This window comes from uncultured Parolsenella sp. (assembly GCF_934660935.1).
In the GTDB taxonomy this organism is placed as follows: Bacteria; Actinomycetota; Coriobacteriia; order Coriobacteriales; family Atopobiaceae; genus Parolsenella.
The window spans coordinates 93,460-110,953 of record NZ_CAKUIH010000002.1; the positions used below are offsets into that span (position 1 = coordinate 93,460).

Annotated in this window: 15 protein-coding genes; 7 read left to right on the forward strand and 8 right to left on the reverse strand. The window is 62.8% G+C overall.

The genetic code is table 11. The features are described 5' to 3' along the window. The first annotated feature begins 120 nt into the window (after positions 1-120). Positions 121-609 carry a hypothetical protein gene (locus Q0H23_RS01420; protein WP_293834931.1) on the forward strand — a complete coding sequence of 163 codons (489 nt, stop codon included), beginning with the start codon at positions 121-123 and terminating at the stop codon, positions 607-609. A gap of 254 nt (positions 610-863) precedes the next feature. On the opposite strand, the gene Q0H23_RS01425 is transcribed toward Q0H23_RS01420, so the two are convergent. The 3 genes from Q0H23_RS01425 to Q0H23_RS01435 form a co-directional block, all read right to left on the reverse strand. Then, the gene (locus Q0H23_RS01425; RefSeq protein WP_293834936.1) at positions 864-1,997 is read right to left on the reverse strand and encodes a 5-methyltetrahydropteroyltriglutamate--homocysteine S-methyltransferase; all 1,134 of its coding nucleotides are present in this window, start codon (positions 1,995-1,997) and stop codon (positions 864-866) included. A gap of 334 nt (positions 1,998-2,331) precedes the next feature. After that, positions 2,332-3,462 (reverse strand): 5-methyltetrahydropteroyltriglutamate--homocysteine S-methyltransferase, encoded by a 1,131-nt coding sequence (locus Q0H23_RS01430; RefSeq protein ID WP_293834939.1) that lies wholly within the window; start codon positions 3,460-3,462, stop codon positions 2,332-2,334. A gap of 436 nt (positions 3,463-3,898) precedes the next feature. Further along, positions 3,899-5,206 (reverse strand): O-acetylhomoserine aminocarboxypropyltransferase/cysteine synthase family protein, encoded by a 1,308-nt coding sequence (locus Q0H23_RS01435; protein WP_293834941.1) that lies wholly within the window; start codon positions 5,204-5,206, stop codon positions 3,899-3,901. Positions 5,207-5,925: 719 nt separating this feature from the next. Between Q0H23_RS01435 and Q0H23_RS01440 the strand changes: the two genes are divergently transcribed. Next, positions 5,926-6,858 carry an aldo/keto reductase gene (locus Q0H23_RS01440; protein ID WP_293834943.1) on the forward strand — a complete coding sequence of 311 codons (933 nt, stop codon included), beginning with the start codon at positions 5,926-5,928 and terminating at the stop codon, positions 6,856-6,858. Positions 6,859-6,883: 25 nt separating this feature from the next. On the opposite strand, the gene Q0H23_RS01445 is transcribed toward Q0H23_RS01440, so the two are convergent. Next, a complete protein-coding gene (locus Q0H23_RS01445; protein WP_293834946.1) occupies positions 6,884-7,807 on the reverse strand; it encodes a LysR family transcriptional regulator in 924 nt (307 codons plus the stop codon). 781 nt (positions 7,808-8,588) lie between these two features. Between Q0H23_RS01445 and Q0H23_RS01450 the strand changes: the two genes are divergently transcribed. Together Q0H23_RS01450 and Q0H23_RS01455 are read left to right on the forward strand one after the other, a co-directional pair. Beyond that, positions 8,589-9,803, forward strand: coding sequence for an iron-containing alcohol dehydrogenase (locus Q0H23_RS01450; RefSeq protein WP_293834948.1), 1,215 nt, complete (start codon positions 8,589-8,591; stop codon positions 9,801-9,803). Between the two features lie 481 nt (positions 9,804-10,284). Further along, the gene (locus Q0H23_RS01455; RefSeq protein ID WP_293815488.1) at positions 10,285-11,088 is read left to right on the forward strand and encodes an SDR family NAD(P)-dependent oxidoreductase; all 804 of its coding nucleotides are present in this window, start codon (positions 10,285-10,287) and stop codon (positions 11,086-11,088) included. 69 nt (positions 11,089-11,157) lie between these two features. Here the strand turns inward: Q0H23_RS01455 and Q0H23_RS01460 are convergent, their stop codons facing one another. Together Q0H23_RS01460 and Q0H23_RS01465 are read right to left on the reverse strand one after the other, a co-directional pair. Next, positions 11,158-11,511 carry an acylphosphatase gene (locus Q0H23_RS01460; protein WP_293834950.1) on the reverse strand — a complete coding sequence of 118 codons (354 nt, stop codon included), beginning with the start codon at positions 11,509-11,511 and terminating at the stop codon, positions 11,158-11,160. Positions 11,512-11,517: 6 nt separating this feature from the next. Further along, on the reverse strand, positions 11,518-12,750 hold the full coding sequence (locus Q0H23_RS01465; protein WP_293834952.1) for an iron-containing alcohol dehydrogenase: 1,233 nt from the start codon (positions 12,748-12,750) through the stop codon (positions 11,518-11,520). A gap of 240 nt (positions 12,751-12,990) precedes the next feature. Between Q0H23_RS01465 and Q0H23_RS01470 the strand changes: the two genes are divergently transcribed. The 3 genes from Q0H23_RS01470 (at position 12,991) to map (ending at position 15,540) form a co-directional block, all read left to right on the forward strand. Then, on the forward strand, positions 12,991-13,308 hold the full coding sequence (locus Q0H23_RS01470) for a hypothetical protein (RefSeq protein ID WP_293834954.1): 318 nt from the start codon (positions 12,991-12,993) through the stop codon (positions 13,306-13,308). A 347-nt stretch (positions 13,309-13,655) separates the two neighbouring features. Beyond that, a complete protein-coding gene (gene fba, locus Q0H23_RS01475) occupies positions 13,656-14,528 on the forward strand; it encodes a class II fructose-1,6-bisphosphate aldolase (RefSeq protein WP_293815497.1) in 873 nt (290 codons plus the stop codon). Between the two features lie 127 nt (positions 14,529-14,655). Further along, the gene (map, locus tag Q0H23_RS01480) at positions 14,656-15,540 is read left to right on the forward strand and encodes a type I methionyl aminopeptidase (protein ID WP_293815499.1); all 885 of its coding nucleotides are present in this window, start codon (positions 14,656-14,658) and stop codon (positions 15,538-15,540) included. A gap of 174 nt (positions 15,541-15,714) precedes the next feature. On the opposite strand, the gene Q0H23_RS01485 is transcribed toward map, so the two are convergent. Both Q0H23_RS01485 and Q0H23_RS01490 read right to left on the reverse strand, forming a co-directional pair. Then, positions 15,715-16,518, reverse strand: a complete 804-nt coding sequence (locus Q0H23_RS01485; protein ID WP_293834955.1) for an AIM24 family protein — start codon at positions 16,516-16,518, stop codon at positions 15,715-15,717. A gap of 146 nt (positions 16,519-16,664) precedes the next feature. Continuing rightward, entirely contained in the window at positions 16,665-17,336 is a 672-nt protein-coding gene (locus tag Q0H23_RS01490) for a hypothetical protein (protein WP_293834957.1), read from the reverse strand. Positions 17,337-17,494: the final 158 nt, after the last annotated feature.

Sequence of the window (17,494 nt, forward strand, 5' to 3'; positions counted from 1 at the left end):
AAACCTGAAAAAGGGACAGTCCCTTTTTCAGGTTTTTCGAGACCCGCTGGGGGGAGTCCCTTGGCGGGTCTTTTCGTTTGCTACTATCACGGGGGATACTGACGACGATAGGAGAGAGACATGTATCTTCATGAGAACCCTGAGTTCAAGAGGGAGAGCTTCGTGTCCCTGCTCATGGCCGAGCTCGTGGGCCTTGGCACCACGATGTGCGCCGCGATGGACGCAAACCCTGGATTCGTGCCCTGCGGCCATGCGTTTGACGTGCTTCTCGAGGGCCTCGAGGCGGCCGCTGTCCCTGCTCCCTTGGAGACCCTCCGCGAGCAGGCGGATAAGGTCCACGCGCGCAGCGAGCACATCGCAGAGCACCGTGGGGTGCCCCGTGGAGCCGTGACCTGTCCGTATGCCGGCCCTGGTAGGGAACCGATCGCGGATGCCGTTTCAGATGTCCAGATGGCTGCGTGCGCCGTTGAGGACTCCGGTTGCGAGAACGAGGAGGCTTGCGTAGCCATTGCTCGCGTGCTTGCTGGCATTGGCGACCCGCACTCCGATGCCGCCGCGGTTGCGGAGCAGGCCGCCGAGGCCCTTCGCCTGGCTCATCAGTTCGACTAGACTCGCCGCGGCCAGTGGCCGTACCTCGCAGTAAAGATTGGCTCGCCGCGGCCAGTGGCCGTCAGCGCGGTAAAGACGAATCCCCCGGTTCTGATGCCTCTTCTCGCGCAGCTGCGTGCGAGAACGGCGCTAGGACCGGGGGATTTCGTTTGGACGTGCTAATTGGGACGTGCTTGTTTGGCCGCACTTGCCGGACATGCTTGCCGGTCGTGCTTGCCCGGACGCGTCCGTTGGCCGTACCTGTGGCGGCCGCCTTACGCCTCGCCCCAGACCTTCTCGGCGACGCGCTTGACGAGGGCGACCTTGGCCCACTGCTCGTCCTCGGTGAGCTTGTTGCCGCACTCGCAGGAGGCGAAGCCGCACTGCGGGGAGAGGTAGAGGTTCTCGAGCGGCACGTACTTGGCCGCCTCGTTGATGCGGCTGACGAGAAGATCCTCGTCCTCGAGGCCCGGCTGCTTGGAGGTCACGAGGCCGAGCACGACCTTCTTGCCCTCGGCCACGTACTTGAGCGGCTCGAAGGTGCCGGCGCGCGGGGTATCGAACTCGAGGTAGAAGGCATCGACGTTCTCGTCGGCGAAGAGGTAGGGCGCGACGGGGTCATAGCCGCCCTCGAAGGCGTAGGTGGAGTGGTAGTTGCCACGGCAGACGTGCGTGGTGATCACGAGGTCCTCGGGCTTGCCCTCGATCGCGAGGTTGTTGAGGCGAACGCCGAGCTCGGAGACCTTCTGGATGTCGACCGGGCTCATGCCGGTCTTGGCGACGAAGTCCGTGTCGCAGTAGATGCCCCAGGTGCAGTCGTCGAACTGAATGGAGCGGCAGCCGGCGGCGTAGAGGTCTGCGATGACGGTGCGGTAGGCGGCAGCGATGTCCTCGATGAGGGCCTCGTCGTCGGCGTAGACGGAGCGCAGGCTCTCAACCTGGCCGTCACAGCGGTCGAGGATGACCTCGGAGTAGGTCTGGACGGGGGCGGGGACGGTCTGACGCGCGACCTGGCCGTCCTCCTCGAGGGCCTTCACGAACTTGAAGTGCTCGACGAACGGGTGGTTCTCGCCGGAGATCTTGCCCGTGACGACGGCGGTGTCAGCGGTGGTCTCCTCGTCGTGGAACATATAGCCGGTGCGGCTCGTGCGGCGCTCGATGCCGTTCAGGCCCCACATGAAGTCGAGGTGCCAATAGCTGCGGCGGAACTCGCCATCGGTGATGACGTGCAGACCGGCGGCCTTCTGCTTGGCGACGAGGTCGCGGATGGCCTCGTTTTCGACCGCCGTGAGGGCGGCGTCGTCGATGACGCCGGCGGCGTGGTCCGCACGGGCCTGCTTGAGGACGTCCGGGCGCAGGAAGCTGCCGACGACGTCATAGCGGAACGGGGCATTGTGCTTGTAGGACATGGGTTTCTCCTTGGGTGTGAGGTGACTCGTGAGTGTCGCAAGAGCTTGGGAGATGTGCGCAATTATCATCTCTACCAGGCTCTTTGCTAGTCGTTTAACTAACCGACCAATTGGCTGGGAATAGTATTCCACGTCTGTGGGCTATCCGGTACTACGCATCATGTATGCGAATGCATAGGATGAAGCTATGACACACGCGGGATGCCGAGAAAGGCGTGGCGCTTGCCGAGACGGTGAGCGATGGCCAAGAGAAGGGGCCCGGAACGGCTGGCGTCCCGGGCCCCAAGGTTTTAATGTCACGGTAGTTGGCACGCCTGGCTGCGAGCCTCGCTGACTATGCCTCGTCCGCGTCGTCCCAGACGGACTCCGCAACCTCGCGCACGAGCCTGAGCTTGTCCCACTGGACCTGCTCGGCGATCGAGTTGCCCTCCTCGGTGGAGGAGAAGCCGCACTGCGGGGAGAGGCAGAGACGCTCGAGGGGCACGATCTTCGCGGCCTCGGCGATGCGCGCACGGATGGCGTCCGGATCCTCGAGGCCAGCCGTCTTGGTGGTCACGAGGCCGAGGACGACGCGCTGGTCGGTGTCCGCCGGCAGGTGCCTGAGCGGCTCGAAGCTACCGGAGCGCTCGTCGTCGTACTCGAGGAAGAAGCCGTCAAAGCCGCGGATGCCCAGCAGGCGGCGCGCGATGGTCTCGTAGGTGCCCTCATAGAGCCAGTGGCTCATGAAGTTGCCCTTGCACATGTGGGTCGTGATGACCATGTCCTCCGGGCGGCCCTCGAGAGCCTCGTCGGTGATGTCGCCGAAGACGTCGATGAGCTCGTCGGGGTCATAGCCGCAGGCGACGATCCTGTCGCGGAAGCGGCCCGAGAAGAGCGCGCCCCAGCTCGTGTCGTCAAGCTGCAGATAGCGGCAGCCGGCGTCATAGAAGGCGCGGATCGCGTCCTGATAGGTCTTGGCGAGGTCGTGGCGCAGCTCGTCGAGGTTGGCGTAGACGGGGTTCGCGGCGTACTGCTGGGAGAGGACCACGGAGTCAAGCGTGACCATGTTGGGGCCGGCGATAGTCTGCTTGACGGGCGTGTCGCCGGCGAGCTTCTGCGTGCGGCGGAAACCGTCGAGGAAGGGATGGTTGGGGTCAAAGGAGATGGGGGAGTCGACGTAGGTGCTCTGCATGACCTTCTCGACGCCGAAGCCGGCGGTCTTGAAGTCATACACCTTGATGCCGTTGAAGCCGGCGAGCCAGTCGAGGTGCCACCAGCGGCGACGAAACTCACCGTCGGTGACGGCGTGCAGGCCCACGGCCTTCTGCTTCTCGATGATCTTGGAGACCTCGGCGTCTTCGACCTCGCGAAGCTGCTCGAAGGAGATCTCTCCGGCGGCGTGCTTGGCGCGCGCGTCGTGGATTGCCTGCGGGCGGAGGAAACTGCCGACGATGTCATAGCGGAAGGGTGCGTTGAGCTTTGCCATGATGGCTCCTTTGAGCTGTGGGTTCGTTGCGAAGAGGTGACGCTTCGCCTGTTACGTGGGGCTTCCCCGCATGGAAGGCTGGGCGAGAGCGGCCACGAGACCAAGTATTACAGAGCGGTTGGTCATCCGGAAGAATCGATAGCTGATATGGTTATATAGCCTGAAACTATGGGGTTGCTGGGAGCCATTCGACGGCACGAGCGTCCTGGCGCTGTTCCTCCATGCGGCGAGTGCGATCGGGCACTTCCACGGCATGCGGCCGGCGCGCCTGTGCCGTGCAAGTTGCACTTCCGCGTTGTGTATCGGGCGCTTCCGCGACGTGTGGCCTGCGTACCCGTGCCGCCCGTGCCACACAACCGGCTCGCCAGCGCACAAAAAGGGGCGGACCACCTGGCCCGCCCCTTCCGAGTCGATGCGATTGTCTGCGGCTTGCGAACTAGTCGAGGGCGGCGAAGCCACGCTCGAGGTCGGCGATGATGTCGTCGATGTGCTCCGTGCCGATGGAGAGGCGGATCGTGGACTGCGAGATGCCTACGTTGGCGAGCTCCTCGTCCGAGAGCTGGGAGTGCGTCGTGCTGGCCGGGTGGATCACGAGGCTCTTGACGTCAGCGACGTTGGCGAGCAGCGAGAAGAGCTGCAGGTTGTCGATGAACTTCCACGCGGCGTCCTTGCCGCCCTTGATCTCGAAGGTGAAGATCGAGGCGCCGCCGTTGGGGAAGTACTTCTCGTAGAGGTCGTGGTCGGGGTGGTCGGGGAGGCTCGGGTGGTTGACCTTCTCGACGTGAGGGTTGTTCACGAGGTACTCGATGACCTTCTTGGTGTTCTCGGCATGGCGTTCGAGGCGAAGCGACAGGGTCTCGGTGCCCTGGAGCAGCAGGAACGCGTTGAAGGGCGAGATGCAGGCGCCCTCGTCGCGGAGGAGGATCGCGCGGATGTAGGTCACGTACGCGGCGGCACCGCAGGCGTCGGCGAAGGAGATGCCGTGGTAGGAGGGGTTGGGCTCGGCGATCTGCGGATACTTGCCAGAGGCCTTCCAATCAAAGTTGCCACCGTCGACGATCACGCCGCCAAGCGAGGTGCCGTGGCCGCCGATGAACTTCGTGGCGGAGTGGACGACGACGTTGGCACCATGCTCGAGCGGACGGAAGAGATACGGCGTGCCAAACGTGTTGTCCACGACGACGGGCAGACCGTGCTTGTGGGCGATCTCGGAGATAGCGTCGATGTTGGGGATATCGGAGTTGGGGTTGCCGAGGGTCTCGAGGTAGATGAGGGTGGTGTTGTCCTGGATGGCCGCCTCGACCTCGTCGAGGTTGTGGGCGTCGACGAAGGTGGTCGTGATGCCGTACTGCGGGAGCGTGTGCTCGAGCAGGTTGTAGGAGCCGCCGTAGATGGTCTTCTGGGCGACCACGTGATCGCCGGCCTTGGCGAGCGCCTGGATGGCGTAGGTGATGGCGGCAGCGCCGGAGGCGACGGCGAGACCGGCCACGCCACCCTCGAGCGCGGCGATGCGGTCCTCGAAGACGCCCTGCGTGGAGTTGGTCAGGCGGCCGTAGATGTTGCCGGCGTCGGCAAGGCCGAAGCGGTCGGCGGCGTGCTGGGAGTTGCGGAAGACATAGCTCGTGGTCTGGTAGATGGGCACGGCGCGGGAGTCGGTGGCGGGATCGGCCGCCTCCTGGCCGACGTGGAGCTGAAGGGTCTCGAAGTGGAAGGTCTTCTCGGTCTCGGCGGTGATGTCAGACATGGGTTCCTCCTAAAGGATGGTTCTTGCGGGATATTGGTCGAGCGGGTTCTTGTTGGATTCGATGGGCGTGTTTGAGGCTTCGACGCTGCGATCGTGTTGCCTGCCGACGCGCCGAACGGGGTAGCTGCCAAAAAAGAAACGCCCGGCAGCTCACGGGCTCCCGGGCGCAAGTCGGAGACGTTTCGCAAGGCGATGGTGCTAATGACGCACGACAACCCTGCAGGTAGACCCCTGCGGTGCCCGGGAGCTCAGCATTCGCATGCACATCATCATCGTGGTGGTCTTGGCAGTCATCTCTCGGCACCTCCTTGCGCCTTCGGTTTTGCTGGTGAGTTTATACGCCCGCGTGGGCGATAAGGTCAATACCCTAGTGGGTAACTAGGGATTAAGATTCTGTTACATCGAGGTAGGGAGGGGTGTTTGGCGGTCAGATTTCTATTGTGGGCCGCCGTGAGGTCGTTTTGCCGCCCGGCCGCGAGCCGCCGCTATACGCCGAATGCCACGTGACGTCCCGAGTCGCCGTGGCAAGCGAGTCACCGCTATCGCCGCCCGGCTGCGAGTCGCCGTGGCAAGCGAGCCGCCGCTATCCGCCGGATGCCACGTGACGTCGCGAGGTCCCACTTCTGCATCGCGCGCCATTCGCCGATGGGGGCGTGCACTCCTCTTGGCTAAAGCGTCATCATCAGGCGCAGGGGTATTCAATAGCAAGGAGGAAGCTCATGCGCTACATCGAATTTGGAGAGCAGAAGGCTAAGGCGTCCGAGGTCATGATTGGCCTCATGCGCATCAAGGAAATGAGCGTGCCCGAGGTCACGGAGCTCATCGAGACCGCGCTCGACGAGGGCATCAACGCCCTGGACATCGCTGATGTCTACGGCCGAGGCACCTGCGAGAGCATCCTCGGCGAGGTTTTCGCCGCCAATCCGGGTCTGCGCGATCGCGTCTTCCTGCAGTCGAAGGTCGGCATTCGCAAGGAGCCGGACGGCTTCACGTGGTACGACTTCTCGAAGGAGCACATCATCGAAGCCGTTGACGCCGGCCTCGCCCGCATGGGCGTCGACCACGTCGACTCGATGCTGCTCCATCGCCCCGACGTGCTCATGGAGCCGGACGAGGTGGGCGAGGCCCTTGAGACCCTCAAGGATCAGGGTAAGGTCCTCGACTGGGGCGTCTCGAACCTCAATCCCGCCATGCTCGGTCGTCTCGAGCGTCGCGTCCCGGTCAAGCTCGCGACCAACCAGATGCAGCTCAGCTGCGCGTTTACGCCTGCGTTCAACGGTGCGTTCAACGTGAACATGGAGAACGACGCCGCCATCATGCGAGACGGGGGCATCTTCGAGTACTGCGAGGATAGGGACATGGTCATCCAGGCCTGGTCCACCATGCAGTACGGCTACTTTGAGGGCGTCTTCCTCGGCAGCCCCAAGTATCCCGAGCTCAACGCCAAGCTCGAGGAGCTGGCCGAGAAGTACGACGTGACCCCGATGGCCGTGGCGCTCGCCTGGGTGCTCCGCTATCCGGCGAAGATGCAGGCCGTCATCGGCACCACGAAGGCGTCGCGCGTCCGCGAGGCCGCGCGCGCCTGCGACTTCGAGCTCACCCGCAAGGAGTGGTACGAGATCTACTGCTCCGCGGGCAACGTTCTGCCGTAGCTGTGGGGACGCGCCGCGCTCGCCGCTACCCCAGGATTTCGAAGCCGTTATCGGCGATGAGGGAGCGGAGCTCGTCGAGGTAGCGCTTGGCCATGGGGGAGAGGCGAGCGCGGTCGTTCGTGAGGAAGCCCAGCTGCATCGTCTCGTCAGTCTCGAGCGGGACGGAGACGATGTCGACGCCGTTGAGGTCGCTGTTGAGCACGCCAGAGCTGATGGTGTAGCCGTTCACGCCGCGCAGCAGGTTGAACAGCGTCGCACGGTCGGTGAGGACGATGGTCTTGCGGTGGCTTTCGAAAGGCAGGAGCTCCTCGGAGAAGTAGAGCGAGTTATGTGTGCCCTGCTCGTAGCAAAGGTACGGGTAGTCATCGAGGTCCTCGAGGCGGACGCTTTTCGCGTTTGCCAGCGGGTGCGACGCGCTTACGAAGACGTGTGGGCGCGCGTTGAACAGCGGCGTGTAGGTGAGGCGGTTCTCGCGCATGAGCTTGCGCAGGACTTTCTCGTTGAATGAGCTGAGATAGATCACGCCCAGCTCGCTGCGGTAGCCGGCGACGTCCTCGATGATCTCGTAGGTGCGGCTCTCTCGCAGGGTCATTTCGTATTCGTCGGCGTCTGAACCCTCGAGTAGGCGAACGAAGGCGAGGACGACGAACGCGTAGTGCTGCGACGAGATGGCGAATAGGCGCTTTGACGGGCGGGCGTGGGAGTAGCGCTGCTCGACGAGCTCCGTCTGCTCGAGAATCTGACGAGCATAGGAGAGGAACTCCGAGCCGTCGGGCGTGAGCGAAATGCCGCGCGCGCTGCGGTTGAAGATCTGGATGCCAAGCTCGGTTTCGAGATCACGCACGGCGGCGGAGAGGGACGGCTGCGAGATGTAAAGCTGTCGTGCGGCCTCGGTGATTGAGCCGCACTCGGCGACGCGCGTGACGTAACGAAGCTGGGTGAGGGTCATGGGGCCTCCCTTGACAATGTTTGCTTGCCATAGGATACGCCTATATTGTGCGTTGAACGGGGGCGCGGCGAGACTGTTTGCTCGCCTGAGCGGTCACGTGTTTTAACTCGTCCGAGAAGTATGGACATGATTCGGGATTCGCCAAGTAGCGTTGCCAATCGGGCGTTTACCAAATGGGGCTTTGTGATCGAGATACGATGGCTACCCGCGCGTTCACGCTTTATGTCCATACTTCTCGGCCGAGCTGCTATTTCTGCTAGAGGAGGGGCGTTTCATCGCACTCCTAGACGCTGCGTTATCGTTTACGCATCGGTTTCGATTTGAAAAGTGCGTTAAGTAGGGGGCTATTTGATCAGTTGCCGAGTAGAGGCTTTGTTTTCGCAATGATCAACTGGGCTTTTGCGGCGGAATTGGGGTGTCTACTCCGATAGTTCCGGAATAGCCCCCTACTTAGCGAGTTTTTCTCGCCGCCCGTGTCGACTCGCTGCATGTGGCGACTTTTAGTTCGTGTCGACCCGTCGATTGAGAGCGCCTGCCGATTGAGAGCGCCTGCCACATGTGGCGTGCTAAGGCCCGCGATGTTCGCCGCTCGAGGTGATTCCACGCTCGAGTTGATCTTCCATCTGCGATGGCTCTTCGCTCGTGAAGATTGCCACCCGTGACGAAGCAGAAAACAAGCGCGCGTATCTTATTGTCTCGAATGCGCTTGCGTATTGTGACGTGCTAGTTCTCGCGCTATAACACGCATTGGAATCAACGCGCTCGAACGAAAGGATGCAGCATGGAGACCTATAACTTCTATGCGCCCACAAAAGTGCTCTTTGGTCCAGGCAAGCTCGGCGAACTCGGTGACCAGAAGCTTCCCGGCGCCAAGGCCTTGATCGTGACCACCGGCGGCAAGTCCGTGAAGGCAAACGGCTACCTCACTCGTGTCGAGGCCGAGCTCGATCGTGCCGGCGTGAAGCATGTGCTGTTCGACCGCATCGAGCCTAACCCGCTGCGCGATACGGTTAACGCGGGCGGTTGGCTTGCTCGAGGCGAGGGCTGCGACTTCGTTCTCGCGCTCGGCGGAGGTTCGGTCATGGACGCGAGCAAGGGCATTTGCACGATCGCCGCGAATCCGGCCGTGGACGCCGAGGGCAACGTTACCGCCGGTGATATCTGGACCTACGTCATGGGTGGCACGGCAAAGTCCCAGCCCATCCCCAACGATCCGCTGCCTCTCGTGTGCGTGACCACAACTGCCGGCACCGGCTCCGAGGCAGACGCTGGCGCCGTCATCTCCTGCGAGGAGACCGACGAGAAGCTGCGCCTGGGCGATTCGCGTCTCTTCCCGTGCCTGTCCGTGGTCGATCCCGAGCTCATGCTCACGGTTCCCGCGCGTCTGACCGCCTTCCAGGGCTTTGATGCGCTGTTCCACAACGTCGAGTGCTTTATCGCCAAGAACCACACCCTCATGGGCGACATGATCTGCCGCGAGGGCATCAGGAATGCCGCGGCCTCGCTTGCTGCCTGCGTCAACGACGGAACGAACCTCGAGGCGCGCACCCAGCTCGCGTTCGCCAACACGCTCGGTGGCTACGCGATGGTCTGCTCCGGCTGCGCCGGTTGTCATGGTACCGAGCACGGCATGAGCGCTCATCACCATGACCTTCCGCACGGCGCTGGCCTCATCATGATCGCCTGCGCCTATCACCAGCATATGATTGACGTCCATGCGTGCGACGACCGCTACGTCGAGATGGCTCGCCTCATGGGTGCCGGCGAGGTGGAGCTTGCCGAGCAGGGCCCGAGTGCGTTCGTGACCGAGCTCTCTCGCCTCAAGCGCGAATGTGGCATGGACGGGCTCAAGATGAGCGACTGGGGCATTACCGAGGACGAGCTTTCTGCCATCGCGGAGAATGCCATTACCACCAACGACGCTCTCTTCGGTCACGATCCGTCGCCGCTGACCGTCGATGACGTGACTGCGATTCTCAAGGCTAGCTATAAGTAAGGGATAGCGCGCGATGGACGCGGGACCTTCCGGAACGCGGAGACGCGAGGCCGGACGGCGCACGGGCGCCACGCGCCTGCGCGGCGCGCGGAGACGCGAGGCCGGACGGCGCACGGGCGCCACGCGCCTGCGCGGCGCGCGGAGACGCGGGACCGCCCGCGAACTCTGGGCGTGACAATTTAGAGCGGCTACACCGCCGCGTGGAACCTGCCACACAGCTGAGCCCTCGGGGCCCGTCTCGCATATGCGGGCCGGGCCCCTTGCTGTAGCTGACAAAGGGACAGTCCCTTTGTCAGCTCTCCTTGCTGAAAAGAGCCGAGTTTACGGCTCCTGTCAACCTCTCGCGGCCTGGGCACCGTTCGTGGATGGGCGTCTCGCCACTCGCGGAGGCGAAGGGTCATAGCTTTGCATGAAGGAGTATCCCTGTGCCCCGCGAGTGTTCGATGCCGCCGGGGCTGGCGGCAAAAGAAAAGGGAGACTTATGACGAATCTACGCGAGAAGTACGGCGAGTGGGGCATCGTCCTTGGTGCCACCGAGGGCGTGGGCGAGGCGTTCTGCAAGAAGCTCGCTGAGGGTGGCATGAACCTGGTTATGGTGGGTCGACGCGAGGAGCTGCTGCGCGAGAAGGGCGAGAAGTTCCACGAGGAGTACGGCGTGGACTATAAGGTCGTCCGTGCCGACCTGTCCTGTCCCGACGAGGCCTGCGAGGCGGTCTTCTCGGCTACCGAGGGCCTTGATATGGGCTTCATGAGCTACGTCGCCTGCCTGCACCACTTTGGCAAGTTCCAGCACACCTCGCTTGAGGACCACGAGAAGATGGTGAACGTCAACGTCATCAGCTTTCTGCGCATGTTCCACCACTTCATGACGATCTTTGCCGAGCAGGACCGCGGCGCGGTCATCAACGTCTCGTCCATGACGGGCATCTCGAGCTCCCCGTGGAACGCCGAGTACGGTGCCGGTAAGGCCTACATCCTCAAGCTCACCGAGGCCGTCGCCTGCGAGTGCGAGAAGACGGGCGTCGACGTCGAGGTCTGCACGCTTGGCACGACGCTTACGCCCACGGCCATCAAGAACTTCCCGAAGGGCCCGGTGGGCGAGCAGGTCGTCAAGCTCGCACTTACGCCCGACGAGGTGGCCGACGAGGCGTTCGAGAAGCTCGGGAAGGAGTTCTCCATCATCACGGGCGAGCGCAACAAGAAGAGCGTCCACGACTGGAAGGCCAACCACACCGAGGACGAGTACATCCGCTACATGGGCTCGTTCTACGCCGACCAGGACTAAGCGACGGAGACTTCGGCGGTTGACAAAGGGACTGTCCCTTTGTCAACCCCGTGAGGCAGTCATCGCTGGTTAATACCGAACCTCAAAGGAGGGTTTGTCGCCGGATTGGCGGCAGGCCCTCCTTTCGCATGAAGTAACGGTGAAGCGCAGGTTCATCGCACGCAGGAAAGCGTGCGAGCGAGCGCTGGCGTATTGGTCGCGAAGGCTGGCGAGCACTTGGCAGATGGCGTGGCCCGTGCCCTGCATCTCCGCGGTTACGGTGCCGTTTGGCTCGTTGCGGACCCAGCCGGTGACGCCGGCCTCATTCGCGAGCGATTGCGTGGTCCAACGGAAACCGACGCCCTGGACGGTGCCGTCGAAGACGAGGACGAGGCGAACCTCTCCGTCGATATCCCAGGTGCGGATGACCTCACTTACATCCATGGCTGACTACAGGCAGCTCTCGTAGATGGCGCGCGCGTCATCCATCGTGAGCCTTTGGAGCTGGCCAAACTCGGCGCCCTTGTTCTGCTTGAGCGTCTCGAGGAAAGCGGGGATGTCATCGGCGGTGAAGCCGAGCTCTCCCAGCGTGCGCGGCATACCGATGGAACAGAAGAAGGCCTGCAGCTCGTCGATCGTGGCGAGGATGGCGTCCTCGACGGCCTCCTCCGGCGTGGCGTCGATGCAATCCTCGACGACATCCACCGGCTCGATGTCAAACACGCCGGCGCCCAGGGTGAGGAAGCGCTCGGGGTTGGACTGCCAGACGTAGCGCATCCATGCCGGCATGATGACGGCAAGGCCGGCGCCGTGGGCGACCTTGGGGTCATGTGCGGAGAGCTCGTGCTCCATGCCATGGCTCTCCCAGCCGCCCGCGCGACCGCCGTTGGCTCCACGGCCGCATCCGGCGAGGTCATTGTGGGCGAGCGTGCCGGCCCACATGAGGTTGGCGCGCGCGTCATAGCACTCGGGGTCCTCCATGACGCGGCCTGCCTCGGAGATGATGGCGCGGATGAGGCCGCAGTCAAGCTGGTCGGTCACGGGAACGGGGCCGCTGGTTGAGAAGAAGCGCTCGAGGATGTGAGCGCACATGTCCGTTACGCCGGCTGCCGTCTGGTAGGCGGGGAGGGTGAAGGTCAGCTCAGGGTCGAGAACGGAGACGACGGGGCGGTTGAGCTCGGACGAGAGGCCCTTCTTGAGGTGGGTCTCCTCGTTGGTAAGGACGCTTGAGGCGCTTGCCTCGGAGCCGGCGGCAGGAATGGTGAGGACGCACGCGACGGGAAGCTTGCCCTCCGCCACGGGCTTGGCGGCATGGGTGTAGAGGTCCCACAGGTCACCCTGGTAGGGGACACCGAGGGCGATGCCCTTTGCGGTGTCGATGGCGGAACCGCCGCCAACGGCGAGAACGACATCGGCGCCCGAGGCGCGTGCCACCTCTACGCCCTCTCGGGCGTGGGCGAGGCTGGGGTTGGGCTGGGCACCGCCGTACTCCGTGTGGGCGACGCCGGCGGCATCGAGGGAGGCGAGGACTCGGTCAAGCGTGCCCGTGCGCACGACGGAATCCTTGCCATAGACGACGAGGGCATGCTTAAAGCCGCGAGACGCGAGCTCGGAGCCGGTATGGTCCGTCATGCCCCTGCCAAAGACGACTTTGGTGGGCATGGAGAAACTGAAGTCATTCATGCGTTTCCTTTCGTGGGCAGGTTGCGTCGGGCGATTCGATTTCACTATTGTATTCCCCATGCCGGACAACAAATCCGGAGGCTGACGATGGAAACCTGCAAAAGCATGCCGGACAACAAATCCGGAGGCTGACGATGGAAACCTGCAAAAGGGACAGTCCCTTTTGCAGGTTGCAAAACGAAACCTGAAATAGGGACTGTCCCTTTTTCAGGTTCTGAGGGGCGAGGGACTGGAGAGGCAATGGCGGAGGGCGGAGTCATGCGTGCGTGTGTGGCCGCGATCATGGGTGTGGCGCTGGCTATCGCTGGTCCCTATGCGTTCACGGGGATCGAGGCCACCTGGCAGAAGATCGTGCTTCTCTCGCTCATCCTCGCCTGCGTGGCCATTCTCGTCACGACCACCGTCCTCTCGATGGTGGCGGAGATGTGCGCTCGTTGTGACTCTCACGCCGAGAGGCGCGTGATGCTGCTCTCCGATGTCTTTCTCTTCTCGGGCGCGGTAATGATGCTCGTCACGTTCGTCTTCGCGTTCGTCTTCGCCATCGTTCGCCTGGCATAGGCTTCGCCGTTCCGCTGCGGCGGCGGCTTGTCGCTGCGCCTGCCCACGCCGGGGCTCCCTGCGCCGGGCCCCGTGCCATGCCTGCCCGCGGCGCGCCCCCGCACCGCGCGACGCTCGACCGTGCGCGCAACCGTTGCCGCACCCGCGGCGTGAGCATCCGCTTGTTGCATGAATGAATGCCGAATGCAGTTCATCCTCATCACAAAATGACTACGGCATAGCGAACAACTAGCCATCTAGCTGCAGATTTCTGTAAGAACTCGGTACTTTTCGCTCTCGTGTCAGCATCGCTCGCTATAATCCGATTCAGTTAGTGTTTGTTGCTCATCAAGCAATGGAGGAAAGACATGCTCGTTAACGCTACGCACATGCTCCAGTCCGCCGAGAAGGGCCACTACGGCCTTGGCGCGTTCAACACCAACAACATCGAGTGGACCTACGGCATCCTCACCGCCGCCGAGGAGCTCCAGAGCCCGCTCATCATCCAGTGCACCGCTGGTGCCGCCAAGTGGATGACCAGCTTCAAGCTCTGCCACGACGTTGTTGTCGACATGATGGACACCCTGAACATCACCGTGCCCGTCTGCCTCCACCTCGATCACGGCTCCTACGAGGACTGCTTCAAGGCCATCGAGGCCGGCTTCTCCTCCATCATGTATGACGGCTCCCACGAGAAGGACTTCGAGACCAACCTCGAGCGCACCGCTGAGCTCGTGAAGCTCGCCCACTCCAAGGGCCTCTCCATCGAGGCTGAGGTCGGTGGCATTGGTGGCGTCGAGGACGGCGTTGCCTCTGAGGGTGAGCTCGCTGACCCCGATCAGTGCAAGCAGATCGCTGACCTCGGTGTTGACTTCCTCGCCTGCGGCATCGGCAACATCCACGGCCTCTACCCGGCCGACTGGAAGGGCCTCTCCTTCGATCAGCTTGCCGCCATCAAGGCAAAGACCGGCGACCTGCCCCTCGTTCTCCACGGTGGCACCGGCATCCCCGTCGACCAGGTCCAGAAGGCCGTCTCCATGGGCATCTGCAAGGTCAACGTCAACACTGACCTCCAGGTCGTCTTCGCCAAGGGCGTTCGTGAGTACGTCGAGGCTGGCAAGGATCAGCAGGGCAAGGGCTACGATCCGCGCAAGATGCTGAAGCCTGGTCGCGACGCCATCGTCGAGCGCACCAAGGAGCTCATCCGCGAGTTCGGCTCTGACGGCAAGGCTTGGAACTAACGCCTCTTCGCAGACGCCTAGCGGCTGATGACGTGATTGGAGCCCGTCCGGATTGTCCGGGCGGGCTCTCTGCGTCCTTGTCGGCACGTAAAGTGCCATACTTACCTGCAGACGAAAGGAGTTAACCATGTATGACAACGATCCGGTTCCCGGACGTAACGACCTCTGCTGGTGCGGTAGCGGCAAGAAGTACAAGAAGTGCCACGCTCGAATCGACGAGCGTCTGCAGGAGTGCTACAACGCCGGTATGGAAGTCATCGTCCGCCGCCTGCTAAAGACGCCGGAAGACATCGAGGGCATCAAGCGCTCTGCCGCCATCAACATCGGCGTGCTTGACATGGTGGGGGAGCGCATCCACGCCGGTGTCAGCACTGCCGAGGTGGACAAGTGGATTTATGACTACACCGTCGAGCACGGCGGTACCCCGGCGGACCTCAATTACGAGGGCTTCCCCAACAGCGTTTGCACCTCCATCAACGACGTGGTGTGCCACGGTATCCCCAGCGAGGGGGACATTCTCAAGGACGGTGACATCGTCAACGTCGACTGCTCCACGATTCTCGACGGCTATTACTCTGATTCGAGCCGCATGTTCTGCATCGGCGAGGTCTCGCCTGAGCGTCAGAAGCTCGTTGACGTAACACGCGAGAGTGTCCAGCGTGGCCTTGCCCAGGTGAAGCCCTGGAACACGTTGGGCGACATGGCTCATGCCGTCCAGAGCTACGTGGAGGAGAACGGCTTTAGCGTTGTACGCGAGTTTGGCGGTCACGGCATTGGCAACGCGTTTCACGAGGATCCGTTCGTATCGCACGTCGGCGAGCCGGGGGAGGGCGTCGTGCTTGCTCCGGGCATGTGCTTCACGATCGAGCCGATGGTCAACGCCGGCGGTGCGGATATCGACATGGACGATCCCAATGGCTGGACCGTGCGCACGGCCGATGGTTCGGATTCTGCCCAGTGGGAGGTCCAGCTTGTCGTGACCGAGGACGGCTACGAGCTCCTTAGCTGGTAGGCTTACTTTCGGCGTTCGCGAGGCGGGGCAAGCTGGCGACGCGCCATGATAAAACGTTTTAAGACGAAGCCGACGGGAAGCTTGCGCGTCGAACGGGGCCGTCTCTCCTCTGGAGGATAGCCCCATCGGTGCGCGGCTTCCCGCCGGCTTTTGCGTGCATCCGCGGACGCGCCGCTATGCACCCGTGGACGCTCCGCTGACGTGGCCAGCGGCGACGGGCGCGAACATGATCCTGCCGGTACCACGGTAGACGTTAACGAGCCCCTCGCCCGAGGCAGCGGAGCCGATGAGCGACTTCGTGGTGCGCTCGACGGTGAACTGAAGCGTGGGCGACCAAGCGATGGCGAGGGAACCGTCAATCTTGATGACGTCATCGTAGAGATCGGCGATGATGAGCTCCTCCCTGGGAACAGACGACTCAAGGGCGACAAGGCCATTTCCATAGAGACCGAGGTTGAAGAGGCCCTCGCCACCCGCGATGGCGGCAGAGGGACGTGAAATCATCTCTGCCCTGTGAGTGAGGGAGGCGTCGCTGGAGAGATAGGCGCCGTCTTCGATGATGATGCCGCCGTTCCAATCCGTCACGTCCTCTAGCAGGATGAACTTGTAGGTGGGCTCGAGGGTGACGATGCCGGTCCCCTCGTACTCGGGCTTGATCGCGGACTCGCCTGTGACGGAGCCGCGGACGAGCTTGCGGGCGAAGTCGCCTGCGCCGCGAATGCCGGTCCTCGGCTGGACGTCGCCGCTCATCCATTGCATGGCGCCCGCCTGCATGGAGACGCAGTGCGAGGGGAACCTGTCGAGGTGGCAGACGAGCTGACGACGCCTTACGTTCATCTTGGAGGCGAAGTAGGCGAGCTGGGCCTCGTGGGGGTTGACGCTCATGTCGCTCTGGTACTCAATCACCGAGTACCCGCCGCGCTCCGCGGTGAGCTTTACGTTTTGTCCATCGGTGAAGTTGAAGAATCTGACGGTCATGGCTGCTCCAAATCTATAAGGTCCTGCTTGCGAGCTTGGGTTTGTTGGCGGGCTTTTGGCCGACGTCTTAATTGTATGCAGAGCATCTGGGCCCCGTGTCTCATTTTTTGTCTCCGGTGATGAGTCGCGGTGGCGGCACCCGTACCCTAACCGGCAAGGTCCTCCCAGTGCTGATAGGCGGCGTCATAGGGGTCATCGCACCCGAGCCAGCGAAAGTAATCCTCCGCGGTGTCCGCGTAGTCATCCGGCGAGTCATAGTCATAGGGGGACTCATACGTGGGAGCGGCGGTCTTGACCTTTTCTCCCGATGCATCCCTATTGGGCAGGCCCCAGTAGCCTTCCCAATAGTTCCTGCCTGTGTTCCACTTCGCGACGTTGATGACTTCCCCGTCGCGAACGGTTGCCGAAAACAGGACGTCGTGGAGCCCGTTCGTCGAGTACCAGTAGTAGGTGACGCCACCATCAAACAAACCACCGTCGATGACCTCGCCCGTGCGCTCAGGGGCGCCGAGCCAGGTCTTGTCGAGGAGCCCTGCGGGCATGCCCTTCCAGGGGAGAGAGTCCTCTACCGGGGTGCCATCAGGCGAGGTGGTGGGCAGCGTGGCGGCGGGTGTGGTGGCTTCTGTGATCGCGGGTGCAGTGGTTGCCGGCGGGGGAGTGGTGGCGGCAGCGGAGACGGACGGCGGCACCGTCAGGGGAGCGCTCTGCCTCTTCGGAGCCTTCTTCTCGCAGCCTGCTATGAGGACTAGGATGGCCATGACGACGCAAAGGCCAAATAGCCAGCCGGTCTTACCTTGTTTCTGCGAACTCGCTGCCACCATCACTCCCTTCGCCCTTTTTGTGGGAGCATACCGCGCCTTTCGGACACTAATTCGGTGCATGCTAACCGGGGCTTTGTGGATCTAAGACATCAATTCCTGTCGGTCGCGAATGGCTTTGCAAGCCGTATCTGATTTTTCGAGACGTGTTGCCGCAG